27 protein-coding genes are annotated in these 23,140 nt (G+C 68.7%); 9 read left to right on the plus strand and 18 right to left on the minus strand.

Annotated elements, in window-relative coordinates; all coding sequences use genetic code 11:
* Positions 1 to 196 (plus strand): hypothetical protein (locus ABD255_RS37940; RefSeq protein WP_344221646.1); only part of this gene is annotated, 196 nt, incomplete at its 5' end.
* Between the two features lie 132 nt (positions 197 to 328).
* A complete protein-coding gene (locus ABD255_RS37945; protein ID WP_344221647.1) occupies positions 329 to 976 on the plus strand; it encodes a hypothetical protein in 648 nt (215 codons plus the stop codon).
* Between the two features lie 81 nt (positions 977 to 1,057).
* Here the strand turns inward: ABD255_RS37945 and ABD255_RS37950 are convergent, their stop codons facing one another.
* Complete coding sequence (locus tag ABD255_RS37950; protein ID WP_344221648.1) at positions 1,058 to 1,654, minus strand: helix-turn-helix domain-containing protein; 597 nt, start codon at positions 1,652 to 1,654, stop codon at positions 1,058 to 1,060.
* A gap of 152 nt (positions 1,655 to 1,806) precedes the next feature.
* Between ABD255_RS37950 and ABD255_RS37955 the strand changes: the two genes are divergently transcribed.
* Positions 1,807 to 2,112 (plus strand): hypothetical protein, encoded by a 306-nt coding sequence (locus tag ABD255_RS37955; protein WP_344221649.1) that lies wholly within the window; start codon positions 1,807 to 1,809, stop codon positions 2,110 to 2,112.
* Here ABD255_RS37955 and ABD255_RS37960 read toward each other — a convergent pair.
* Complete coding sequence (locus ABD255_RS37960; protein WP_344221650.1) at positions 2,035 to 3,555, minus strand: leucyl aminopeptidase family protein; 1,521 nt, start codon at positions 3,553 to 3,555, stop codon at positions 2,035 to 2,037. The two genes, ABD255_RS37955 and ABD255_RS37960, sit on opposite strands and share 78 nt — an antisense overlap.
* Before the next feature lie 129 nt (positions 3,556 to 3,684).
* Positions 3,685 to 3,852 carry a DUF3117 domain-containing protein gene (locus ABD255_RS37965; protein ID WP_012923066.1) on the minus strand — a complete coding sequence of 56 codons (168 nt, stop codon included), beginning with the start codon at positions 3,850 to 3,852 and terminating at the stop codon, positions 3,685 to 3,687.
* Positions 3,853 to 4,030: 178 nt separating this feature from the next.
* Here ABD255_RS37965 and ABD255_RS37970 point away from each other — a divergent pair, with 178 nt between their 5' ends.
* Both ABD255_RS37970 and ABD255_RS37975 read left to right on the plus strand, forming a co-directional pair.
* Positions 4,031 to 4,840: a PaaX family transcriptional regulator gene (locus ABD255_RS37970; RefSeq protein ID WP_344221651.1), complete on the plus strand. Its 810-nt coding sequence runs from the start codon at positions 4,031 to 4,033 to the stop codon at positions 4,838 to 4,840.
* A 32-nt stretch (positions 4,841 to 4,872) separates the two neighbouring features.
* A complete protein-coding gene (locus tag ABD255_RS37975) occupies positions 4,873 to 5,664 on the plus strand; it encodes an enoyl-CoA hydratase/isomerase family protein (protein WP_344221652.1) in 792 nt (263 codons plus the stop codon).
* Positions 5,665 to 5,754: 90 nt separating this feature from the next.
* Here ABD255_RS37975 and snpA read toward each other — a convergent pair whose 3' ends face one another.
* From snpA to ABD255_RS38015, 8 genes are all read right to left on the minus strand, one after another.
* Positions 5,755 to 6,423, minus strand: coding sequence for a snapalysin (snpA, locus tag ABD255_RS37980; RefSeq protein ID WP_344221653.1), 669 nt, complete (start codon positions 6,421 to 6,423; stop codon positions 5,755 to 5,757).
* 155 nt (positions 6,424 to 6,578) lie between these two features.
* Complete coding sequence (locus tag ABD255_RS37985) at positions 6,579 to 7,139, minus strand: DNA-3-methyladenine glycosylase I (RefSeq protein WP_344221654.1); 561 nt, start codon at positions 7,137 to 7,139, stop codon at positions 6,579 to 6,581.
* Positions 7,136 to 7,612, minus strand: a complete 477-nt coding sequence (locus ABD255_RS37990) for an SRPBCC family protein (RefSeq protein WP_344221655.1) — start codon at positions 7,610 to 7,612, stop codon at positions 7,136 to 7,138. The genes ABD255_RS37985 and ABD255_RS37990 overlap by 4 nt, the downstream gene beginning before the upstream one ends.
* Complete coding sequence (locus ABD255_RS37995; protein WP_344221694.1) at positions 7,612 to 8,631, minus strand: DivIVA domain-containing protein; 1,020 nt, start codon at positions 8,629 to 8,631, stop codon at positions 7,612 to 7,614. Before ABD255_RS37995 ends, ABD255_RS37990 begins: the two co-directional genes overlap by 1 nt.
* Positions 8,632 to 8,751: 120 nt before the next feature.
* Positions 8,752 to 9,621 (minus strand): LOG family protein, encoded by an 870-nt coding sequence (locus ABD255_RS38000; protein WP_344221656.1) that lies wholly within the window; start codon positions 9,619 to 9,621, stop codon positions 8,752 to 8,754.
* Positions 9,622 to 9,665: 44 nt separating this feature from the next.
* On the minus strand, positions 9,666 to 10,727 hold the full coding sequence (dapE, locus tag ABD255_RS38005; protein ID WP_344221657.1) for a succinyl-diaminopimelate desuccinylase: 1,062 nt from the start codon (positions 10,725 to 10,727) through the stop codon (positions 9,666 to 9,668).
* A complete protein-coding gene (locus tag ABD255_RS38010) occupies positions 10,714 to 11,430 on the minus strand; it encodes a VOC family protein (protein ID WP_344221658.1) in 717 nt (238 codons plus the stop codon). The genes dapE and ABD255_RS38010 overlap by 14 nt, the downstream gene beginning before the upstream one ends.
* A gap of 145 nt (positions 11,431 to 11,575) precedes the next feature.
* Positions 11,576 to 12,178 carry a CGNR zinc finger domain-containing protein gene (locus tag ABD255_RS38015; RefSeq protein WP_344221659.1) on the minus strand — a complete coding sequence of 201 codons (603 nt, stop codon included), beginning with the start codon at positions 12,176 to 12,178 and terminating at the stop codon, positions 11,576 to 11,578.
* Positions 12,179 to 12,240: 62 nt separating this feature from the next.
* On the opposite strand from ABD255_RS38015, the gene ABD255_RS38020 reads away from it, so the two are divergent.
* On the plus strand, positions 12,241 to 12,897 hold the full coding sequence (locus ABD255_RS38020; protein WP_344221660.1) for a maleylpyruvate isomerase family mycothiol-dependent enzyme: 657 nt from the start codon (positions 12,241 to 12,243) through the stop codon (positions 12,895 to 12,897).
* Between the two features lie 18 nt (positions 12,898 to 12,915).
* Here the strand turns inward: ABD255_RS38020 and ABD255_RS38025 are convergent, their stop codons facing one another.
* From ABD255_RS38025 to ABD255_RS38050, 6 genes are read right to left on the minus strand one after another with little or no spacing between them, the layout of a single operon-like run.
* Positions 12,916 to 14,988, minus strand: a complete 2,073-nt coding sequence (locus ABD255_RS38025) for a DUF4185 domain-containing protein (RefSeq protein WP_344221661.1) — start codon at positions 14,986 to 14,988, stop codon at positions 12,916 to 12,918.
* Positions 14,989 to 14,997: 9 nt separating this feature from the next.
* Positions 14,998 to 15,210, minus strand: coding sequence for a DUF2961 domain-containing protein (locus ABD255_RS38030; protein WP_344221695.1), 213 nt, complete (start codon positions 15,208 to 15,210; stop codon positions 14,998 to 15,000).
* A complete protein-coding gene (locus tag ABD255_RS38035) occupies positions 15,114 to 16,223 on the minus strand; it encodes a glycoside hydrolase family 172 protein (RefSeq protein WP_344221662.1) in 1,110 nt (369 codons plus the stop codon). The genes ABD255_RS38030 and ABD255_RS38035 overlap by 97 nt, the downstream gene beginning before the upstream one ends.
* A gap of 13 nt (positions 16,224 to 16,236) precedes the next feature.
* Positions 16,237 to 17,034: a carbohydrate ABC transporter permease gene (locus ABD255_RS38040; RefSeq protein WP_344221663.1), complete on the minus strand. Its 798-nt coding sequence runs from the start codon at positions 17,032 to 17,034 to the stop codon at positions 16,237 to 16,239.
* Positions 17,024 to 17,986, minus strand: coding sequence for a carbohydrate ABC transporter permease (locus ABD255_RS38045; protein ID WP_344221664.1), 963 nt, complete (start codon positions 17,984 to 17,986; stop codon positions 17,024 to 17,026). Before ABD255_RS38045 ends, ABD255_RS38040 begins: the two co-directional genes overlap by 11 nt.
* Positions 17,983 to 19,362, minus strand: a complete 1,380-nt coding sequence (locus ABD255_RS38050) for an ABC transporter substrate-binding protein (protein WP_344221665.1) — start codon at positions 19,360 to 19,362, stop codon at positions 17,983 to 17,985. Before ABD255_RS38050 ends, ABD255_RS38045 begins: the two co-directional genes overlap by 4 nt.
* A gap of 216 nt (positions 19,363 to 19,578) precedes the next feature.
* Between ABD255_RS38050 and ABD255_RS38055 the strand changes: the two genes are divergently transcribed.
* Genes ABD255_RS38055 through ABD255_RS38065 form a run of 3 tightly spaced genes read left to right on the plus strand, consistent with a single transcriptional unit; the run spans position 19,579 to position 22,287 of the window.
* On the plus strand, positions 19,579 to 20,247 hold the full coding sequence (locus tag ABD255_RS38055) for a KpsF/GutQ family sugar-phosphate isomerase (RefSeq protein WP_344221666.1): 669 nt from the start codon (positions 19,579 to 19,581) through the stop codon (positions 20,245 to 20,247).
* Complete coding sequence (locus ABD255_RS38060) at positions 20,244 to 21,239, plus strand: ribokinase (protein ID WP_344221667.1); 996 nt, start codon at positions 20,244 to 20,246, stop codon at positions 21,237 to 21,239. Before ABD255_RS38055 ends, ABD255_RS38060 begins: the two co-directional genes overlap by 4 nt.
* Before the next feature lie 49 nt (positions 21,240 to 21,288).
* A complete protein-coding gene (locus tag ABD255_RS38065) occupies positions 21,289 to 22,287 on the plus strand; it encodes a LacI family DNA-binding transcriptional regulator (protein ID WP_344221668.1) in 999 nt (332 codons plus the stop codon).
* Positions 22,288 to 22,336: 49 nt separating this feature from the next.
* Here ABD255_RS38065 and ABD255_RS38070 read toward each other — a convergent pair whose 3' ends face one another.
* The gene (locus tag ABD255_RS38070) at positions 22,337 to 23,134 is read right to left on the minus strand and encodes a MerR family transcriptional regulator (protein ID WP_344221669.1); all 798 of its coding nucleotides are present in this window, start codon (positions 23,132 to 23,134) and stop codon (positions 22,337 to 22,339) included.
* Positions 23,135 to 23,140: the final 6 nt, after the last annotated feature.

Below are 23,140 nucleotides of genomic sequence, written 5' to 3' on the forward strand. Positions count from 1 at the left end.
CGAGGTCATCCGGTCGGTATACGCCGACGTCATGGGGAAGCTGCCCGACGCCGCATGGGCGCCCGGCGCCACCATCGTCCGTGAGCTCGTCCCCGCCCCGCCGGAACCGCCGGAGCTGCCGGAGACGAAGTGGCGCGCCCCCAGGGGTGACGCGGCGAAGGGTTCCGGAGATGCGCTACAGATCTCCGCAGGCTGATGTCACGGCGACAACCTTTCGAACGCCGGCCGCATCAATCCTGGTAATCCTTACAGAACGGGGACAGGACATGAACATCCGTAGAGCAGGACCCCAGCGACGCCCGACGGTGAGGCTGTTCAGGGGTGCGTGATGACTACTTTCGACAGTCGTTCCGCTGACACTCCTCTTGAGGCAGGCGGCCGGCCGCTGTCCCGAAGCCGGCTCAAGGCGACGGCGTTGCTCGCCGGCGTCACGATCAGCGTCGTGACCACTTTGCTTGTCGCCGGTTGCGGTGGCCAAGTGGACGAGCAGTCCGCTGCTCCCAAGCCCAGCGCGAGCATCTCCAGTACAGGCAGACCGATGCCGACCGCGCCCAGTGCCGCCACGACGGCGACGGGCCCCGTGACCGGCCAAGAGCTCGGCTGGCTTCACGCGGTGGAGATGCTTCTCCCGAGAATGAACCAGACCTTCACTGACAGCCCATCCGACCTCACACCCTCCGCTCTTAGATCGCTGGCGAACAAGGTTCGCGGCTGCAGCCGCGAGGTGGCTCGGATCGGCCCGTCCAGTACTCGCATGCAGCCCGTCTACGCGCTCGTCAAACAGGGTTGCCAGGAGTACGACGTGGGGGCGACATGCTTTGCGGACGGCGCCCGCATGGGCACCCCTTCCAGCTCGGCGGCGCTGCGAAAACTTGAACAGAAGATCAACTGTGGCTTCGCGTCTTCCGGGAAGGGCGGTGCTCTCCTGACCGCTGCCCAGGAAAAGGCCGCCGAGGTCAAAGCCGAGATCGGGTGAGTCACCCGCACCAGGAGGCAGCTCGGCGGGGTGGAATCACCTGGCTGACACGCGTCACCTCGTGGTGGGTGCCTCGGGCAACTAGTTTGACGATCGGGATTTCGGGGCTATTCGTACGTGGGCGCGTTCGCCCTGTTTGCCGATCAGGCTGAGGAACTCGACGGGGCCGGAACTGGTGGCGCCGAACCAGTGCGGAGTGCGGGTGTCGAACTCCGCTGCCTCGCCGGGCTTGAGGATGAGGTCGTGCTCGCCGAGGACGAGGCGCAAGGTTCCGTCGAGGACATAGGCCCAGTCGTAGCCCTCGTGGGTGCGCAGATCGGGCTCGGTGTCGTCGTCACCGGCCGGAAGCACGAACTTGTAGGCCTGGATCCCTCCGGGCCTACGGGTCAGGGGCAGGATGACCGACCCGTCGTCGCACTTGATGGGCCGCAGGGCGATCCGGGGATTACCGGTGGGTGGAGCGTCGACCAGTTCGTCGAGGGTGACCCCGTGGGCACGGGCGAGCGGAAGCAACTGCTCCAGCGTGGGGCGCCGTAGGCCGGCCTCGAGCCTGGACAGAGTGCTGGTCGAGATGCCGGTCTCGGCCGCGAGGTCGACGAGGGTGACGTCGCGGCGTTGCCGGAGTTGCTTCAGCCTCGGTCCCACCGCGCTGAGGGTGCGATCCCACGAGTTGTCCATGGCCTCGATTTTCCATTCGGCAACGAAGTTTGCTCAACCGTTCCCAATCGTCGCACGATCGTCAAGGAGCCCACTGGGCTCCATTGCGACCACCCCAGCGCCGGAACTCACCGCTCCGGCGCCGGTCTCCCCTGCCTTCCCGAGAGGAAAAGATGACCACGAACCACCCCGCACCGGCGGGAGCGGCGGACCCGACCATCCACGATCCACGCCGACGTCGGGCGATCCTGATCGCGGTCTGCATCGCCCTGATGGCCGTCATCGCCTCGGTGTCCGGGCTCAACGTCGCCCAGCCCGAACTCGCCGTCGAGTTCGGCGCCTTCCTGTTCGTCTACGTCATCGCCCGCGGTCCCAGGAACACATCAGCGGGCTCGGTCCAGTCAGTTGATGCCGGCGGTGGGGTTGTCGGAGGTCAGCCAGGTGGCGAGGAGGCGAGCGCCCGCGCCAGTAGCGCCTAGGGAGTACTCGTACTCGTCGCGCGGGGACTCGGCGATGCTGGAGAGGTCCAGGTGGGCCCAGGGAAGGTTGCCGGTGAAGGGCTTCAGGAACAGGGCGGCGGTGATGGAGCCGGGACCCTTGGAGCTGTTGACGGAGTCGGCGATGGGAGTGGAGATCAGGTCGGTGTAGACATCCGGCAACGGCATCCGCCAGAGGCGTTCGCCTGAGGTTTCGCCGGCTGCCGTCAGTTGCGCGGAGAGGGCGTCGTCGGTGGCGAACAGGCCGCCGTACAGCATCGACCCCAGGGAGACCTTGATCGCGCCGGTGAGGGTGGCGATGTCGACAATCGCGTCGGGCTTCAGTTCGGACACGGCGTACGCGAGTCCGTCGGCGAGAACCAGGCGGCCCTCGGCGTCGGTGTTCTTGATCTCGGTGGTGCGGCCGCCGTAGTGCTTGACCACGTCGTCGGGGCGGTACGCCGTACCGGACGGCATGTTCTCGGCCGCGCAGATCAGGCCGGTCACCTTGACCTTGGCGCCGAGTTCGCGCAGTGCCGACATGGTCGCGATCACCGAACCGCCGCCGGTCATGTCGCGCTTCATCGACACCATGCTCTCGCGCGGCTTGAGCGACAGGCCGCCGGTGTCGTACGTGATGCCCTTGCCGACCAGGACGACGTACGGCGTGTCCTTGGTCGCGCCGTCGGGTGTGTAGTCCAGCCGGATGAATCGCGGCGGCCGGGTGGACCCCTTGCCGACCGCGAGGATTCCGCCGAAGCCGTCGGCGGCGAGTTGCTTCTCGTCCCAGACCGTGACGTCGAGCCCGCCCGGGCCGGCCACCTCGGTCGCGCGGGCGGCGAGCCAGGCCGGGTCCTTCTCGTTCGAGGGGGTGGTGGCGAGCTCGCGGGCCAGCCAGCCGGTCCGGCCGATCACCACACCACGTTCCAGTACTGCGTCGCGGTCGGCCTCGGTGCCGTCCGTCAGCACGATCCGCTCGACCAGCGGCTTGCCGGGATCGACCGTCTTGCGGGTGAAGGTGAAGGAGCCGAGCACGATGCCCTCGGCCAACCCCTGGAGCGCCTCGTCCTCGATGCCTTCGGCAACGACCGTGGTCAGCTCGTCCTTGCCGCGGCCGAACCGGGCGATCGCCGCCCCGGCGTGTCGCAGGTCCTTCGCCGACCCGTCGCCGGCGCCGGCCAGCAGCACCTCGGTCACGTCGCCGGTCAGCAGCGGGTACGCCGCTGTCGCGCCCGCCGCGGGACTGAACCCAGTGGCGACCTGTGCCTCGAGCAACCGGTCGAGGTCGACGCCGAGGCGTTCACCGGTCTCCTTGGCGGCGGTCGGCAATCCCGCCTCGCCGACCACGATCACCCAGGTACGCGACCCGTGGACCGGAAGGCCCGGCTGCCAGACGACGGAGGGCAGAGTCGGGAAGATGTTGCGGGCGCTGCTGCGGCGAGCCACCTGAGGGTCCTCACTGTTTGATCAAGTAGTTTCGGGTGCAACCGTAACGACCCCGGCCGGTGCCGGAAACGGCACCCACCGGGGTCGTGGACTAGTCACGGGTGCGCTGGAGCACCCCGGGAGATCGGATCAGCCGACAACGGCCTTGAGCGCGTTCCCCAGCTCGGTCGCCTCATCGGCGTTCAGCTCGACGACGAGCCGACCGCCGCCCTCGAGCGGAACCCGCATCACGATGCCCCGGCCCTCCTTGGTGACCTCGAGCGGACCATCGCCCGTCCGCGGCTTCATCGCCGCCATGCGCGCACCCCTTCCCTCATTGGATACTGCCCTCTTCGGTGTTGAGCGACGACACCGCCCGGACCGTCGCCGGCGACCGTGCGGTGATGCGCCGTCGGCGCGTATCGCAGTGTGTATCGCGACCCATTATCCCCGATCGCGGGCCAGAGCCGTGCACCATACGGCAGACTCAGGTCTCGTGCACGCCCGTTCAGCCCTCTTCGACCTGTACGGCGACCACCTCCGCGCCCGAGGTGGCCGCGCACCGGTGGCCGCCCTGGTCCGGCTCCTTGCCCCGCTGGGGGTGCATCCTCCGGCTGTTCGGACCGCCGTGTCGCGAATGGTTCGGCAGGGCTGGCTCGAGCCTGTCCGGATCGATGCACAGCCTGGTTACGAACTGACCGCCCGGGCGCGTCGCCGGCTCGACGACGCCGCCGCGCGGATCTATCGCACCGATCGGACCACCGGAGCTCCGGGCAACGGACGCGGCGACTGGGACCGGCACTGGCATCTCGGCATCCTCCGCGAGGTCCCGAACGCGCGCCGGCGCGAACAACTGGCGAGCCAACTCGCCTTCCTGGGCTGGGCTCCGCTGTCCGACGCGGCCTGGGTCGGGCTGCGCAACGACGCCGAGGTGGACCAGATCCTCGGCCTGGAAGGGATCGCCGCCGATCGGTTCCGGGCCCCCGTCGACGACGGCGCGGTGGAGTTCGCCCGCCGGGTCTGGCGACTGGACGAACTCGGCGCGTCGTACGACAACTGGCTGAACGAGGCGAAGTCCCTGGCCGAGAGCGCGGGCGACGACGTCAGCGACGAGCAGGCGTTCGCCGTACGGTCGGAACTGGTGCACGAGTGGCGCAAGTTCCTGTTCCTTGATCCGGGGCTGCCGGCCGAGTTGCTGCCGGACGACTGGGCCGGCACCCGGGCGGCCGCGTTCTTCGATTTTCACGCGACACGCCTGAGCCACGCGGCCGGGCGTTTCGTCGACAACTGCCTGACCGTTCACTGATCTGTTTCACCGATTGTTGGGAGCCTGCCACGATGAGTGACTCTGTCGTGTACGACGTGTCCGAAGGTGTCGCCACCATCACGCTGAACCGGCCGGAGGCGATGAACGCCCTCGACACGCCGACCAAGGTGGCGCTGCGGGACACGATCCAGGCAGCGGCCGAGGACGACGCCGTCCGGTGTGTGGTGCTGACCGGGACCGGCCGGGCTTTCTGCGTCGGCCAGGACCTGAAGGAACACATCGGCCTGCTGCAGGCCGGCGACATGGACGCCCTGTGGAACACGGTGCCCGACCACTTCGCCCCGATCGCGCTGGCCGTGGCCGAGATGCCGAAGCCGGTGATCGCCTCGCTGAACGGCGTGGCCGCGGGCGCCGGCGCGTCGATCGCCTTCGCCTGCGACTTCCGGATCGCGGCGGACACGGCGGGGTTCAACCTCGCCTTCACCGGGATCGCGTTGTCCTGCGACACGGGCGTCTCGTGGACGCTGCCCCGGCTGATCGGTCAGGCGAAGGCGCTGGAGTTGCTGTACTTCCCGCGCACGGTCCCGGCCGCGGAGGCGTTGACGCTCGGCCTGGCGACGAGCGTCGTACCGGCTGACGAGCTCGCGACGGCGACGGCCGAACTGGCCGGACGGCTGGCGAACGGGCCGACCGTCGTGTACGGCTCCGTCCGCCAATCCCTGGCGTACTCCGCCTCGCACACGCTGGCCGAGTCGCTGGAGTTCGAGGCCGGCAAGATGCACCTCACCGGCGACACCGAGGACCACCGCAACGCCGTCACCTCCTTCGTCGCCAAGGAGAAGCCCACCTTCCACGGCAAGTAGTCCCTCGGGCCGTCTCGGTGGGATGACAGCGACCAAGACCGCGGCCCGGAGTTGATGAGGCTCCGGGCCGCGGGATTGTCTGCGGTGGAATCAGCGGACGGTTTGGAAGCTGCTCAGGCCGGTGAAGCCGTTGGCCCAGAGCTGGTTGACCCGCCTGCGCTCGGTCGAGTTCGGGTAGGCGTTGGTGCAGGACGGGCCGGGGCCACCGCCGGACATCAGCTCGCTGCAGGGGCCGGAGTAGTGGTCCGGGAGACCGAGGACGTGGCCGGTCTCGTGGGCGGTGATCCGGGTCGGGTCATACACCTGGGCCTGGCGGTAGTCGAGGAAGATGTAGCCCCGTCCGTGGCCGTTGGTGGACGCGTACGAACCGCGCGGGTCGTTGCCCTCGGTGTAGTAGAAGTCGTAGCCGCTGGTGCTCTGGACCAGCCGGACGTTGGTCACCGAGGAGTTCCAGATCTGCGTGGAGCGGGAGATCTGGGTGGCGAAGGTCGGGGCGTTGACGCGGTACCGGACGGTGACCGCGGCGAGCTTGTTGCCGCTCTTGGCCTGCTTGGCCAGGGCGGACTTCATCACCGCGTCGTAGAACGCCTTGTTGGCGGCGGCGTCCTGTGGCGACCCGGCGTACGACGAGACGGTGGTCGACCGGACCGGCTCGGGTGCGGGGGCAGCGGTGGCGGCCGGGGCGCCGGCGAATGCGGTGACGGCCATTGCGGCGGCGGCCAGACCGGCGAGGGAAGACAGGATCTTACGTTGGGGCATGGGCGGGCCTCACTCCAGATCTGTGGCGGAGAGCGATCGGCGGACTACCGAACGCGTCTGACCAGGAAGTGATAGCAAGGATCGGGCTTTTCCGCAGTACGCCGGGAAATAACCGAGGGTATACCTGCGCGTACGCTGCGCTGACCCTCGCGGAACTAGCGGGCGATGCAGTCGGACAGGTGGTCGTTGACGATGCCGGTGGCCTGCATCAGGGCGTACGCGGTGGTGGGGCCGACGAAGACGAACCCCTTCTTCTTGAGGGCTTTCGACATCGCGATCGACTCCGGCGTGGTGGCGGGGACGTCGGCGTTCGTCTTCGGCGCCGGGCGGTCGGGCGGCTGGAAGGACCACAGCAGGGTGGTCAACTCGCCCTCGTCGAGTTCCAGCAGGGCGCGGGCGTTGGCGATGGTGGCGTTGATCTTCAACCGGTTGCGGACGATGCCGGGATCGGCCATCAGACGGTCGAAGTCGGCCTGGTCGTAGCCGGCCACCTTCTTCGGGTCGAAGTCGTCGAACGCCCGGCGGAAGTTCTCCCGCTTCCGCAGGATCGTGATCCACGACAGGCCGGACTGGAACCCCTCGAGCGTCATCCGCTCGTACAGGCCCTGGTCGTCGCGGATCTCCCGGCCCCACTCGTCGTCGTGGTACGCGATGTACTCCGGGGCCGAGGTCGCCCAACTGCAGCGCGGGCGGCCGTCCGGGCCGGGCACGGTCATCGGGCGACCGCCTTCGCGAGGCGGTTCAGCGAGATCCGCATCATCAGCTCGAAGCCGGGGCGGATCACCGGCCACGCGGCTCGGCCGAGCCGTCCCAGCGGGGGGATCACGTCTTCGAACCAGACGAACGTACTGCGGGGCGCGGCGTCGCCGGGCGAGGTGGTCGCGGGGTGGATGGCGAACGTGCCGGCACCGCGGACGATGGTGCCGAGGTGTTTCACCGTGCATTCGCGCGGCGGATCCCAGTGCGTGATGACCATGTCGTCAGTGAACCCGAGAGGACCGACACTTGTGCGCGCCGCGACGCCTCCGCCTACTCCGCGGCCCTCGTTGCCGGTCGCCCAGACGCGGGTGAACAGCATCCATTCGGACTGGCGGTTCCAGTCCATCGCGGCGTCCCAGGCGGATTGCGGGTCGAGGGGGAGGTCTACGGCGGCCTCGGCGTGGCAGCGCGGGGTGTCGTCGGAAGGCATCAGCTGGGCCGTTGCGGGACGTTCACGTCAGGTGCGGCGCTGTGGCGGCCTCTGTTGGGGGTGTCTTCTTCGTCCTGCTCGTTGGCTGGTGGTTGCTCTTCAGCCGTTGGCTGCGGGGGGTTCGTGTGGTCGGGGGGTGGTTCTTTGGCCTGGAACCAGGGTTGGGGGTCCGGGGCTTCGGAGGGGTCGTGGGTGTGGACCAGCTCTTGGAGGAGAGGCGGGAGCGGGACCTGGGCTGGCGGGTGCGGTTGGTCGTCGAGCACCGAGTGGGCTGCGGGGTCCTCGGGGGTTGGTTCTTCGAGGGACTCGGGCTGAGGCTGCTGCTCGGCGGGGTGCTCGATGGTGGCTGAGGGCTCTTCAAGCGCTTCGGGTGCGGGCTGCGGGTCGGCCGGCTGGTCGGCGGTTGGTGAGGGCTTTTCAAGAGCTTCGGACACGGGCTCGGGCGCAGGTTGCTGATCGGCCGGCGGCTCGGTGAGGGCTGAAGGCTTCTCAAGAGCTTCGGGGTCAGGCTGCGGCTCGGCGGGCTGGTCGGCCGGGGCCGGCTGCTCGGCCGAGGCTGGCTGGTCGGCTGGGGCCGGCTGGTCGGCTGGGGCCGGCTGGTCGGCCAGGGCGGGCTGCTCTGCTGTGTCGGGGAAGTCGCCGCCTACGAGGATGGGCTTGGTGTAGCCGGTGTCGTCGAGGTCGGGGGCGGAGTACTCCGCGCGGGCGGTGAAGCCCGCACCCTCGGGGCCGTGGATGATCGGGGAGACGGCTCGTTCGAGGTCCGCGATGCGGCGGTCGCGTTCGGCGACCTCGCGGGCGACCCGCTCCAGCAGCGTGTCGACCTCGTCCATCCGGTAGCCGCGGACGCCGACGCCGAACCTCGCGGTCTCGATGTCGTCGGAGGTGAGCGCTTGCCGGGCCGGCACGCTCAGGTCCGGCCGGTCGTCGTACGCCGGGGCCATGGCACCCCACCGTCCCGAGGCCACGACGGCAACAGCTCCGATCAGGAGCACGACAATCAGCCCGAAGAACCACATCACGGGTCCGATCGTGCCATGTCGACGGACCTCACCGCACAACCGCCGGTGTCATGACCCCGATCCGCCGCCCGGATCCAGCTCGTCCGAACCCGGGTCGGCTCCCGCCCGAACCCGCAATCAGCTCCCGTCCGAACCGAGCCGGTGCGCCTCGCGCCGCTCCCGGGCCGCGGGGCTGTCGGCTTCGGCCACATCCTGCGCCGCCGCCGCCGCGGCTTCCTCGGCCGCCGCGTCGGCCAGTTCGCCGGCCTTGACGATGTAGCTGACCGCCTCGTCCACGTCGTCGGTGACGGTGAACATCTCCAGGTCGGCCGCGGAGATCTTGCCGTCGGCAAGCATCGTGTCGCGCAGCCAGTCCGCCAGCCCGCTCCAGTACGACGTACCGAACAGCACCACCGGGAACGAGGTGACCTTGCGGGTCTGGGCCAGGGTGAGCGCCTCGAACAGCTCGTCCAGGGTGCCGAAACCGCCGGGCATCACCACGAAGCCCTGCGCGTACTTCACGAACATCGTCTTGCGGGTGAAGAAGTAGCGGAAGTTCATCCCGATGTCGACCCACTCGTTCAGGCCGTTCTCGAAGGGCAGTTCGATGCCGAGCCCGACGGACACGCCGCCGGACTCCGAGGCGCCCTTGTTCGCCGCCTCCATCACGCCGGGCCCGCCGCCGGTGATCACCGCGTACCCCGCGCCGACCAGCTTGCGGCCGAGCTCCTCCGCGGCGACGTACATCGGGTCCTCCGGCTTGGTCCGGGCCGAGCCGAACACGCTGATGGCCGGACCGAGCTCGGCGAGCATGCCGAACCCCTCGATGAACTCCGACTGGATCCGCAGTACCCGCCACGGGTCGGTGTGCACCCAGTCCGACGGGCCACGGCTGTCCAGCAGCCGCTGCTCCGAGGTCGACTGCTGCACCTGGTGGCGCCGCATCACCACGGGCCCACGCTGCTTCGAGCCGAGCGGACGGTCGGGGTGGATCGATGGTTCTGCCATGCACCCAGGTTAGTGCGGCGCCGAAGTACCGGCCTGTCGAAACCCTAGTCCGTCAACCAAGTCCTCAACCGTTGTTCACATTGCTCGATCTCCGCCTCGGGGACGTACTCCTCCTGCTTGTGCGCGAGCAGCGGGTCGCCCGGGCCGTAGTTCACCGCCGGGACACCCAGCAGAGTGAAACGGGCCACGTCCGTCCAGCCGAACTTCGGCTTCGGCTCGCCGCCGACGACCTGCAGGAACGCCGCCGCGGCCGGCCGGTCGAGTCCCGGCAGGCCGCCGGGCGCGGTGTCGCTCACCGCGACCTCGAATCCCTCGAAGACCTCCCGGACGTGCGCCTCCGCCTCGGCCTCCGAGCGGTCCGGCGCGAACCGGTAGTTGATCGTCACCGTGCACAGATCCGGTACGACGTTGCCCGCCACCCCGCCGCTGATCCCGACCGCGTTCAGCCCCTCGCGGTACTCCAACCCGTCGATCGGCACCCGGCGCGGCTCGTACGCCGCCAGCCGGGCGAGGATCTCCCCCGCGGCGTGGATCGCGTTCTTCCCCATCCAGGAGCGCGCCGAGTGGGCACGCTCCCCACGGGTCGTCACCTCGACCCGCATCGTGCCCTGGCAGCCGGCCTCGACCACGGCGTTGGACGGCTCCATCACCACGGCGAACACGCCCTGCAGCAGTTCGGGGTGCGTCCGGGTCAGCTTGAACAGCCCGTTCCGCTCGGCCTCGACCTCTTCGCAGTCGTAGAAGACGAAGGTGAGGTCGCGGTTCGGCTCGGTCAGCGTGGCGGCGAGCCGGAGCCCGACCGCGACGCCGCCCTTCATGTCGCAGGCGCCGAGCCCGTGGATCAGCCCGTCCGCGCGCCGCGACGGCAGGTTCCCGTTCAGCGGGACGGTGTCCAGGTGCCCGGCGATCACGATCCGCTCGTCCCGGCCGAGGTCGGTCCGGGCGACCACCGTGTTGCCGTGCCGGGTGACGGTCAGGTGCGCGTACGCCGACAGCGCCGCCTCGACCGCGTCGGCCAGTTCCTGCTCGGTCCCGCTGACCGACGAGATGTCGACCAGGGACGCGCACAGGTCCGGTCCGGGCTGGGTCAGATCAAGCTTCGCCATCAGCATCCTCAGAGGCGTCCGCCTCGGTCTCGGGGGGAAGGAACACGCAGAACTCGTTGCCCTCGGGATCCGCGCAGACATGCCAGCCGATCTCGTCGTCCTTGGGCCGCAGCAGTGTCGCACCCGCGTCGAGCACCGGCTGCAACTCGTCGGCCGTAACGTCCCAGTGGATCCGGTTTTTCACCGTCTTCGGCTCCGGCACCGGCACGAACACCCAGTACGGGAACGGCAGCCCCGGCACGTTCTCGAGCCAGTACCACGGATTCTTTGGGTCGTGCGCGACGTCGCCGCCGATCACCCCGGCCCACCAGCGCGCCTGCGCCTCCGGATCGGCCGCGTCGACCACCAGTTCCATCAGCCGGTACTCCGGAACCTTCTCGCGCACGAAGCCGCAGACCTCGCCGCCCTCCGGATCACCGAGCACCGCCCAGTGCTGCTCCTCGGTGATCGGCCGCCGCACGACGGCCCCGAGCTTGACCAAGTCCTCGATCGCGCTGGTGTGCACGTCCAGGTGGACCCGCTGCTTCACCGTCCGCGGCTCGGGCACCTTGTTGATCCAGATGGTCTTCTCCGGCCGGTCCCCGACCAGCACCTCCGGGTTGTCCGCCGGCGAGGTCAGACCGAGCGCCTTGCCCCAGAATGACGTCATCGCGCTGGACCAGGTGACATCGATGCAGAGGTCCTTGAACCGCGCCACAGTCATATCGTCAGGCTAACGGCCCGCCGCCCTTTGAGGGGTTAACCCCCGAGACGGTGGGTTGTCCCCCTAGATTCCTGCGGGGCGACCCTGTCTTTGAGGGGTTAACCCCTCAGAGGCCGCAAAGGGCTCAGGGGGCGATGGGATGCGGTCAGGCGGTGATGTGCTTGCGCTGGTAGTAGCGGTTGACTCGTTCGCGGTTGCCGCAGGACGGGGAGCACCAGGTCTGGCGGGGGTCGTCCTGGAGGAAGTACTTGACGCAGCGGGCGGCCGGGCAGGCCCGAAGGCGTTGGCGGTCGGGGCCGGTGAGGAAGTCGATGCCGGAGCGGCCGATGGCGCCCAGCAGGAGGGCGAGTGGTTCCGACGAACGACCGGACCACCGGGTGACGGGTTCGCCGGTCTGCGGCCAGTCCAGGTGGGTGGTGCCGAGTTCGTCGGCCGCCTCGTTCAGCAGGCGCAGCGCGGTCGAGGGCTCGAGCAGGGTGTTCGCATCGGCCTTGCTCGGCGGCGCCGGACTCACCGCACGCGCGAAGAGCGATCGAACCGCCCGGCGCAACTCCCGCAGAGGCTCCCCAGCCTCTCCAGCGCCGAAGATCAGCGACGGGTCGAACGGTCGACCCAGCAGGTCAGCGACCAAGGGACTGTTGCGGCGAAGCCACTCCTCGACCCCGGCCGACGACTCGAGCCCGTCCGCGACGCCGCCCTGTCCGTCATGCCGCACGGTCGCCGCGAGTTCGAAGGCCAGCACACTCATACGGCACATTCTAATGGGAAACCGGCTTGCTGCCATATGACGTGGCGTCTAGGGTCGGAATCGTGAAACCTGAAGTGATCGCGGCGGCCGGCCGCCTGGACGGAGTACTGGCGGAGCTCGACGACACCGCGGCGCGGGCGCCGTCGGGGCTGCCGGGGTGGTCGCGCGGCCATGTCGTCACCCACCTCGCCAACTTCAGCGAGGCGATGACGCGGCAGGTCGACGAGGCTCTCGCGGGCCGCCTGGTCGAGATGTACGACGGCGGCCGCCCGGCGCGTGACGCCGCGATCGAAGCAGGCGCGGGAAGGCCGGCCGAGGAGCTGAGGCAGCACGTCAGCCGGGCCACCACGGGACTGATCGCGGCCTGGGAGCGGGTGGACGACTGGACCCGCCCGGTCCGGCACCGCGACAGCACCCTCGGCGCCACCGTCTACGCCGGCTGGCGCGAACTCGAGGTCCACACCGTCGATCTCGCGATGGCGCCGACCAGCGACGAGTGGTCGGAAGAGTTCTGCCTGCACCTGCTCGACTTCCTCCGCCCGCGCACGCCCGACGGCCTCCACCTGATCCTCGACACCGGTGAGAACCGGTGGGAGAACGGCAGTGGCGAGCCGCGCGTCCTGAGCGGCAGGCTGACCGATCTGACCGCCTGGATGGCCGGGCGCCAGCCCCGGGAGCCTCTCACTGGAGACCTCCCCGAGCTGGCACCCTGGCCCTGATCCGCAGCCGGCTTCTAATCAGCTGACGGTGAAGTCGTCCACCTGGATGAACGTGTCCACACCTGGTGCGGTGAAGCCGGCATAGACCGTGACCTCGTGGACTCCCGCCGGGATCGTGACGGGGACCTCGTGGTGCACGTAGCCGGTCGACGCACCGAAGGTCTTCTCCCCCAGCACCTGGCTGCCGTCCGCGCCGAGCCGTACGCCGAACCGGCCGCCGCCTGCCGGCAGATTGGCCGACGCGTTGATCCACGACCCGAACGTGTACTGCGCTCCCGGCGTCACCGGCACCTTCTGGGTCAACGCGCTCCAGCCGGTTCCCGACGTACGGATCCAGCCGTTGTTCGCACCGGAGTGGGCGAAGCCGAGACCCCGGTCGACGCCGTTGAACGCGCCGCCCTCGAAGCTCCAGGCCGCCTTGCCGCCACCTGTTCCCTCGAAACCACCGTCAGCCAACTGAGCGGCGTACCGGACGGCCACCTCGGAGACCGTGCTGAAGCTCCGGGTGCCACCCGGCAGGCCGATCACCCGGACGCCGTCGGTCTCCACCGGCCGGAACGTCAACGTGTACGTCGTATGCGCGCCTGCCGAGGCGTCGCCGGGATAGGCGGGCGACACGGTCTGCGCGCCGACCTCGACCCAGGCGCCGTTCTGCTTCACCTGGACCCGCGGGCGCCCGGTGAAGAAGCCACCCTGGGCGGAGACGGCACCTGAGCTGAAGTCGACCCGGTTCACCTTGTGCTTGGCCGGCCAGGTGTAACCCCACCAGGACGCGCCCTTCACCTCGTCGTCGAAGTCGCTCTCGCTACCGGTCGTCGCGCCGTCGTTGAGCGTCGCCAGGCTGCCGGACTGCGAGGACTTCGAGATCGCCACGGCGCCGGTCGACGGCGCCGCCAGGTTCGCGTTCGACGGGAGGTCGGTCGCGGGGGCGCTCGAAGAAGGCGTGAGCACCATCTTGCGGAGGTTGAAGTTGTAGACCGAGGTGCCGATGCCACCGCCACCGCACGGGCAGACGTTGGCCTGCAGATACATCGTCTTCCCGTCCGGCTGGACGAACTTGGACGGAATGGTCACCCCGTAACCGCCGTACTTCGAGGTCGACCACGGGTAGCCGCTGAAGTCCTTGCTCAGGAAGTGCTTCCACGGGCCCCACGGCGTCGGCGACTCGTAGAACTCGAACGTGTACTCCGTCCACGACGTGTAGACGTAGCGCTTCTGCTGGGGCAGATAGGTGACACCACCCTGCGAGATCACGCTAAGGTTGCTCGCGTTCGTCCCGTAGGTCTGGGCGTAGAGGCGGCGCTGGTCGGTAAGTACCGGTCGCCGGTCCGCCACCTTGCCGGACCACTCGGGCCGGCCGCGGTCGTTGCTCCCAGCAAAGAACTCCCAGGCGCCGCGGTCCTGCACCTTGGCCTTGGGAACGCGCGCCATGAACACGTCCTGCGGATCGGCGACGGTGTCGTCGAAGGAGTCCCGCCAGTTCCCGTCCAGCCCGTAGGCGTAGACGTAGCCGTCGGGGGCGGCCGCGCCGCCCTTGCCGTGGTCGGCGAACCAGATCGTGGTGAAGACGTGGTCGGCGAACATCGGCTTGCGCTTGTCCCAGCTCCAGGTCCGGCCGTGGTCGGTGGACTTGAGGATGGTCGCCGCCGGGACGTCGTTGAAGTCGAGGGCGAGATCCTGGACCGCCAGGTACATGGTGTCGCCGACGCAGACCATGCCGGTCGGCTTGCGGTTGTACCCGGTGCCGCTCCAGATCGAGCCCACCTGGTCGCCGCGGGCGATCGTCGTACCGGACAGGCTGCCGGGGTCGCCCTTGATCTCGTTGACGGCGATGTCCGCGAACTCCTGGTCCAGGCTGAAGCCCTTGCCGTCACCGTTGGCGGCGTACAGGTTGCCGTTGCCGGCCCAGCAGGACGGCCAGAGGTCACCGTCACTCCGGCTCGGCGTTCCCTTGGTCTCGACGGTGGTGGTGCCGACGTAGGTGCTGGGCCCGTCGACGGCCACAGCACCTCCCCCGGCGGATGATTGGGTCAGGACGGCGGCCGATCCGAAGACGAGCGGCAGCACGGCCAGCAAAGCTTTACGCTTCACGGAGGACTCCTAGAGTCGGGCGGAGACCGGCAGCAGGGTCAGCGGCTTGCCGGGGAGGGTTTGGTACCAGTAGGCGACCGAGGACCAGTCGTCGTTGCGCTTGTTCGCGTGACCGTGTTCGAGCGTCACCTTGATCGAGGACCGGAAGGTGATCGGGTCCTCGATGTGGAACCGATACAGCGAGATCTCCCCGCTCCAGTTGGGCCCGCCGGGCAGCGTGATCCCGTGGTACGGCGAGGAGTAGCTCTCGCCAGTGCCCTGCGTCGGGTGTCGTTTGAGTGATTGCGGTGTCCAGGTGCGTGCATCGCGGTGGCGGAGGGAAGGCCTCGATGTGGTTCATCGTGGCCTTCCCTCCGCTGCCGCGAGGTGCGTGCCTGGGCGCCGCAAGCGCCGAACGACACCCGACGCAGGGCACTTAGGCACCAGGCGGTGTTGAAGTAGTCCTCGGTGCCGGTGCCGTGCAGCGACGGCGGGAACGGCTCGCCGTCGATGAAGATCATGTCGTCGCCCTCGCCGTACCAGTTCCACTCCGCCGAGTCGCGCAGGTTCCGCACGTTCAGCACACAGCCGACGTAGTGACCCTTGCCTTCGGCATCCAGTACGACGTAGTTGCCCGCGCCGTCGAGGTTCGTCCCCTCGACCTGGTACTCCCGCAGGCTCTGCTCGCCCTGGCCGATTCCATCGGTCGGGTTCTCCCGGTGCCAGGACGCGTGGAAGTAGCCGAGATCCTCCTGTACTCCGTCGAACAGCTCGTAGTCGACGTAGTAGTAGAAGAAGACGGGCACCTCCGACAGCTCGGAGATCAGCTCGATCTTCGCCCGCGACGCGAACGGCATGTGGAACCAGCTGTTGAACCCCTTGCCGTCCTGCGGGCTCATCTGCAGCGGCGCACTGCTGAAGTTGACGGTCTTGCCGAAGCCGACCCCGAAGAAGTCCCCCAGCGGCACCAGCACACTCGGTCCGGGCTGGTCCTCCCAGGTGATCTTGAGGACCAGTTTCCGCAGGTAGTCCCCCTCGGCCTCGTCCGGTCCCCACGCGGTGTCCCGCGCGACCGTGCACCAGATGTGGTTGATCGATCCGGGCCCGTCGAGATCCGCCAGTACGGCGGTCTCCCCCGGCTGGATCGTCAGGCGGTCGTCGTTCCCGCCGGAGCGGTCCCAGCTGGACGCGCGGCGCCGCCGGGAGTTCCTCAGCCGGGGGAGATCGCGCAGACTGCTGCCGTAGTCGCCGTACATGCCAGCCTTTCGGTTACTTGAGACCGGTGGTCTTCATCGCGTCGACCAGGCGCTTCTGGCCGGCGACGAACACCACGACGGTCGGGATCGCCGCGATCACCGCGGCCGCGAGAATGAGGTTCCAGGCCGAGGCGTACTGCCCCTGCATGCCCGAGATGCCGAGCTGGATCACCCGGAGATCGGGGTTGCGGGTGATGGTCAGCGGCCAGAGGAACGCGTTCCAGTTGGCCAGGAAGAACAGCACCGACAGCGACGCGAGCACCGGCCGGCTCAGCGGCAGGATGACGCTCCAGTAGCGCCGCCAGTAGCCGCAGCCGTCCAGGTCGGCGGCCTCTTCCAGCTCGCGCGGAATGTTCAGGTAGTACTGCCGCAGCAGGAAGATGCCGAAGGCATGGAAGATGCTCGGCACGATCAGGCCGGCATAGCTGTCGAGCAGGCCGAGCTGCTTGGCGACCAGGAACAGCGGCACCAGGATCACCGGCAGCGAGACGAGCAGGGTCGACATGATGCCGGAGAAGATGATCCCGCGGCCGGGGAACCGCAGCCGGGCCAGCGCGTACGCCGCCATCGAGTGGAAGAACAACGCCACCACCGTGACCACCACGGAGACGATCGCGCTGTTCAGCAGGAAGGTCGGCAACGGGATCTTCAGCAGCACGTACCGCAGGTTGTCGAGCGTCCAGGTCGACGGCCAGCCGAACGAGAACACGTCCTCGGCCGGCTTCAGCGCGCTGATCAGGATCCACAACAGCGGTGCCACCGCCACGATCGCCAGCACGTGCGCGAGGATCGGGAAGAATCTAGTCCTCATCGAAGCGACCTCCTCGCGTGAAGGCGAACATCAGGCCGGTGCAGAGGATGAGGATCGCGACGACCACGGTGGTCAGCGCGGCCGCGTAGCCCATGTTGTTGAAGGTGAAGGCCTGCTCGTAGATGTAGAGCACGACCGTGCTGGTCGCCCGGGCCGGACCGCCCTTGGTGAGCACGTAGACCAGGTCGAACGCCTGCAAGCCGGTCACCGCGCCGATGGTCGAGTTCACCACGACGAAGAAGCTGGTCGGCCGCAGCAACGGCCAGATCACGTACCGGAACCGCTGCCACGCGCTGGCTCCGTCGATCTCGGCCGCGTCCTCGAGCTCCTTCGGGACATCCTTCAGCCCGGCCAGGAAGACCAGCATCTGGTAGCCCATCAGGAACCACACGCTGATCACCACATAGGTGCCCAGCGCAAGCGACGGCGTACCGAGAAACGACACGTCGCCGAGGCCGAGCGGGGCCAGCAGGTTCGAGATCGCGCCGCGCTTGTCGACCAGCAGGAACTGCCAGATCAGGCCGACCACGACCAGGCTGACCACGTTCGGCAGGAAGAACGCGGACCGGACCCAGCCGATCCCCTTGAAGTGGTTCCGGACCAGCATCGCCAGCGCGAAGCTCACCACGAACGCGATCGGCACGAAGGTCACCACGTAGATGCCGGTGATCCGCAGCGACGCCCAGAGCTGGTCGTCGGAGCCCATCAGCCTGTAGTTGGCCAGCCCGACGTACTGGTAGTTGCCGAAGCCGTCGACCTTGAAGAACGCGACGCCGAAGGCGAGCACCATCGGCAGCGCGACGAAGATCAGCAGGCCGATGACGTCCGGCGCGAGGAAGGCGTACGCCGCCATCGCCTCGCGCCGCTTCTTCGTCATCGGCGCCTTCTCACGACCCGCCCGGGCCTTCACCAGTCGAGGCTCGGACGGTGGTGCGCTGGTGGTCGCCGTCATGTGATGGGCGCACCCTGGTAGGTCTTCAGGAAGGTGTCGATCTTCTGCGCCGCGTCAGCCGCCGCCTTGCCGGGATCGGCGCCGTTCAGCTGGCAGGCCTGGATCGCGTCCGCGATCGGCTGGTACACCTCCGGTGGGAACCGCGGCTCCGGCTGCCCGGTCGGCGCGATCTCGCTGACGAACTTCTTCAGCACGCCCTCGCCGAAGGCACCCTTGGCGTCCGCGGCGGCCTGGACCGACTTGCGCGGCGGCACGTTGGTCTTCACCACCGTGTTCCACTGCCGCTGCCGCTCGACGCCCTCGGCGTCGGTCGACCCGAGCGCCCAACTGATGAACTTGGCCGCGGCCTCGGGGTTCTTGCCCTTCGAGTTCGCCACGAAGGCCCAGCCGCCGAGGTCGGTGGCCGGCTTGCCGCCGTCGGGGGTGGGGTGCGGAATGATCCCGTACTTGAAGTTCTTGGCCTTGGTCCGCATGTCCGCGACGGCCCAGATCCCGCTCTGCTGCATGGCGACGGCTCCCGAGCCCAGGTTCGACACGACGTCACCGCCGCCGTCGCCGAGGGCCTTGCGCGGCGCCACCTTGTTCTTGATCGTGTCCTGCCAGAACTTCAGCGCCTGCACGGCGGCCGGCGAGTCGAAGGCGACCTTGCCGTCCTTGATCGGGGTGCCGTCGCCCTGCCAGAGGAACGGGTACCAGGTGAAGTTCTGGTAGTAGCCGGGCAGCGTCTCGAACATCACGCCGTTGCGCTTGTCCCCGGTCAGCTTCTGGGCGACGGCCAGGGTCTGGTCCCAGGTCTTCGGCAGGTCCGCCTCGGACAGGCCGGCCTTCTCGAACGCGGCCTCGCTGTAGTACATCGCGAGCGGCTCGATCTCCATCGGCAGGCCGTAGATCTTGCCGTCGACCGACCGCGCCTCCAGCAGACCGGGCAGGTAGTCCGCCTTGGACTCGGCGGGCAGCGCCGACGACAGGTCCTGGAGTACGCCGCCGTTGTAGTAGCGGAGGAAGTCGCCAGGGCTGATCAGGAAGATGTCCGGGCCCTGCCCCGACTGGAACGCCGTCTGCAGCGTGGTGCCGCTGAGGTAGTCCTTGCCGGGGATGTAGCGCAGCTTGACCTTGACGTCGTTGTTCGCGTTCCACTGCTCCGCGAGGGTGACGAACCACTTGCTCTGCGGGCCGTTGTCGTCGGCGGGGCCGTAGAAGTTCCAGAACGACATCTCCTTGCCGCCGCCGCCACCGGCGTCGTCGCCACCGCACGCGGTCAGCAGAGGTCCACCGACGGCCGACGCGGCCAGTGCGCCGAGACCGCCACGCAGCACGGACCGCCGGCTGATCGGCCTGACCGGCAGCGTCGGTTTTCCGGGGGAGTTTGCGGACATCAGATGCTCCAGGGGGTTGTCCGGCCCAGATGGGCAATCGATTTCTCGCAATCTACGAGTGTCGCCGGAAGTGGTCAAGAGTTACCGCCGGATGACTTCGATCAGATATCGGTTTCCTTCTTGTTTTGAACAGGATGCAGACGTTGACACCACCTCGCCTCGCTGCCTACTCTTCGGAAATCGATTTCTGACTTCAGACCGGAAAGCGGGTCGAGGATGCCAGTTGTGCCGAACCGTGCGGACGCCCACCGCGCGGCCGACGAGCTGCCGCGGGACCTGGTGACGCGGGGCCTGGCCGCGGCCCGGAGCGCGATCGAGACCGAGGCCGCCGCCGTCTCCGCGCTGGCGGACCGGCTCGACGGCGTCTTCCTCGACGTCCTCACCGCCGTCGCTGCCTGCGAGGGACACCTGGTCGTCACCGGGCTCGGCAAGTCCGGTCTGGTCGGCCGCAAGATCGCGGCGACGCTTGCCAGCACGGGCACGCCCGCGACGTTCATCCACTCCGGCGACGCGCTGCACGGCGATTCGGGGGCGGTCACCTCCCGCGATCTCGTGCTCGCCCTGTCCGCCTCGGGCGAGACCGCCGAGGTGTGCGCCTTCGCCCGGATGCTGCGCGACCGGGAGATCCCGGTGATCGCGATGACCGGCGCCGAGGAGTCCACCCTGGCCGGGCTCGCGACGTACACGCTCGACACGATGGTGCTGCGCGAGGCCGATCCGCTGAACCTCGCCCCGACCGCGTCCACCACCGCCGCCCTGGTGATGGGCGACGCGCTCGCCTGTGCGCTCGTAGTACTGCGGGAGTTCACTCACCACGACTTCGCCCGGTTCCATCCGTCCGGGGAACTCGGCCGCAAACTGCTCGGCCGCGGGGAGGATGCATGAACCGCCGGTACGACGTGTGCGTGCTGGGGTCGTTCATGAAGGACCTGGTGGCGAGCGCGGAACGCCGGCCGCTGCCCGGGGAGACCTTGCACGGCACCGGCTTCGCGGAGTTCCTCGGCGGCAAGGGTGTGAACCAGGCCATCGCGGCGGCGCGGATGGGAGCCCGTACTGCGATCGTCGGCACCATCGGCGAGGACCGGTACGGCGAGGAGTTCCTCGAACTGCTGAAGACCGACGGGGTCGACACCGACTGGGTGGTCCGGCATCCCGAACTCGGCACCGGCGTGGGCCTTCCGCTGGTGCTTCCCGACGGCAGCAACTCGATCATCATCGTGTCCCGGGCGAACTCGGCGATCACCGCCACCGATGTCGAGGACGCCGCCGAGGTGCTGACGTCGAGCGCGGTACTCAGCGTGCAACTGGAACTCCCGGTCGAGGCGAGCAGAGCTGCCCTCCGGCTCGCCTCGGCCGCGGGGGTGACGACGATCCTCACCCCGGCACCGGTGGGACCGGTCGATCCGTCCCTCGGCGCGTACGTCGACATCCTGGTCCCGAACGAGGTGGAGGCCGCGGCGCTGACCGGCCTCGACTGCGACGACGAGTCGCAACTCCCGAAGATCGCCCGCAAGCTCGCCGACGAATGGGACCTCCGCGGCTGCGTCATCACCCTCGGCGGCCGCGGCGTCTTCGTCCTGGACCGCTCAGGCACCTCGAACTCCAACGGGGGCGAGGAGATCCGCATTCCGGGCCACACCGTGGCCACCGTCGACACCGTTGGTGCCGGCGACGCATTCTGCGGCTCACTCGCGGCATCTCTGGCCAGCGGCGCGGCGCTGGCGGACGCAGTACGGCTGGCGAATGCGGCGGGTGCACTCTCTACAACGGTGAACGGCGCCGCCGCCTCAGCCCCCGACCGCGCCGCGGCTCAAGCGTTGCTCGACGCGGACCCAGTTGACGAGTCACCTTTCCCCGTCGGACCTGCGCCCGCATGAGACCCTAGTGCCGTCCAGACGGCAAGTAGGCCTCAAGCGGGGAGCGAGCATGACGACGATCTACGACGTCGCGCGTAGATCTGGCGTGTCGCCGGCCACCGTCTCGCGGGTCCTGAGCGGGCGCCGCAACGTGGACCCGGAGCTGTCCGAGAAGGTCCGCGCCGCGGTGGCGGAGCTCGGGTACCGGCCGAACGGGGTGGCCCGCAACCTGCGCCGGGCCAGTACGAACCTGTGGGCAGTGGTCATCTCCGACATCGAGAACCCGTTCTTCACCTCGCTGGTGCGCGGGCTCGAGGACGTCGCCCAGACCGAGGGCTACCACGTGGTGCTGTGCAACTCCGATGAGGACCCGGCCAAGGAGGCGGCGTACGCGTCGGCGGTGCTGACCGAGCAGATGGCCGGCGTGGTGATCTCGCCGACCTCGACCGCCGAGGGAGTCCAGCAACTCGACGAGGCGAAGACCCCGATGGTGCTGATCGACCGCCGGGTCGAGGGCGTCGAGGCCGACACCGTCCTGGTCGACAACGAGCACGGCGCGTTCGAAGGCGTCAACCACCTGATCGAGGGCGGGTACCGCCGGATCGCCTGTATCACCGGCCCCCGCCGCGTCAGTACCGCGATGGACCGGCTGGCCGGCTACCGCGCCGCCCTCCGGGCCGGCGGGATCCGCTTCAGCAAGGACCTGGTCCGGCACGCGGACTTCCGCGAGGCCGGTGGCTTCGCCGCGATGGAAAGCCTGCTCGACCTGCCGGAGCCGCCCGAGGCGCTCTTCGTCACCAACAACCTGATGACCGTCGGCGCGCTCGAATGCCTGGCCAAGCGAGGACTTCGCGCCCCCGACGACATCGCCGTCGTCGGCTTCGACGACATCCCCTGGGCCGATCTCGTGGTCCCCTCCCTCACCACCGTCGCCCAGCCGACGTACGAACTGGGCCGCACCGCCGGTCTCCTGCTCAAGGACCGCATCGCCTCCCCGGGCCGGCCGCCGTCCACTGTCACCCTCCGCACCGAGCTTCACATCCGGGCGACCTCGGCCCCGAAGAAGTAAGGACCAGCCGAAGAGACCTCGGGGTCTGCAGCCCCCGAGACTCAGTGGCTCACTCGCTCAGCCTGTTGTCGGCATAGACAGTCATCGCGTCGCGCAGGTACTCGACCAGCGAGTCGTCCCCGCCGCCGATGTTGCTGCGGAAGCGCTCGTCGTCGACGTACATCTGACCCAGGCCCTTGTAGGCCTCGGCCGTCGGCGTCCAGAACAGGCTGATCACGTCGTAGTGCAACTGGATCAGTTCCTGCACGGTCAGGTCCGCCACGTCGGCTCCTTCCCCCTTCAGTGCCGCGAGTCCCTCGTGAACGCGGGTGTATCCGGTCCGGGCCTTCTCGGCGTCCGCCTCGGACCAGCCGCGCATCCGCTCGTAGCCCGCGTCGACGGCCTCGTCACCCCAGCGCTCCCGGGCCTCGGCCTCGTACGGGTTGTGCTCGAATCCCTCGAACACCTTGTCCGGTGTCATTTCTCCTCCTCTCTTGACGTTCTCGATGGTGGAGTCGACGGTCCGGATCAGCCGGCCGAGCCGCAGTTGCTCACGCAGCAACCACTCCTTGTGCCGGCCGAGCACCTCGATGGTTCCGTCCTTGCTCTGCTTGGCCAGCACTTCGGCGACCACGTCCAGGCTGAGCCCGAGCTCGCGGAGCAGCAGGATCTGCTGAAGCCGCAGCAACTGCTCCTGTTCGTAGTACCGGCGTCCGCCGGGCGCAGTACGGGCGGGAACCAGCAGGCCGATCGCGTGGTAATGCCGCAAGGTGCGCGAGGTGACACCCGAATCGCGGGCCACCTCGGCGATCGACCAGGCCACCGCCGCACCGTCCCTCCACTCGTCGCGGCCGGTCTTTCCGGCCACACCGAC

The organism is Kribbella sancticallisti (assembly GCF_039530625.1).
GTDB lineage: Bacteria > Actinomycetota > Actinomycetes > Propionibacteriales > Kribbellaceae > Kribbella > Kribbella sancticallisti.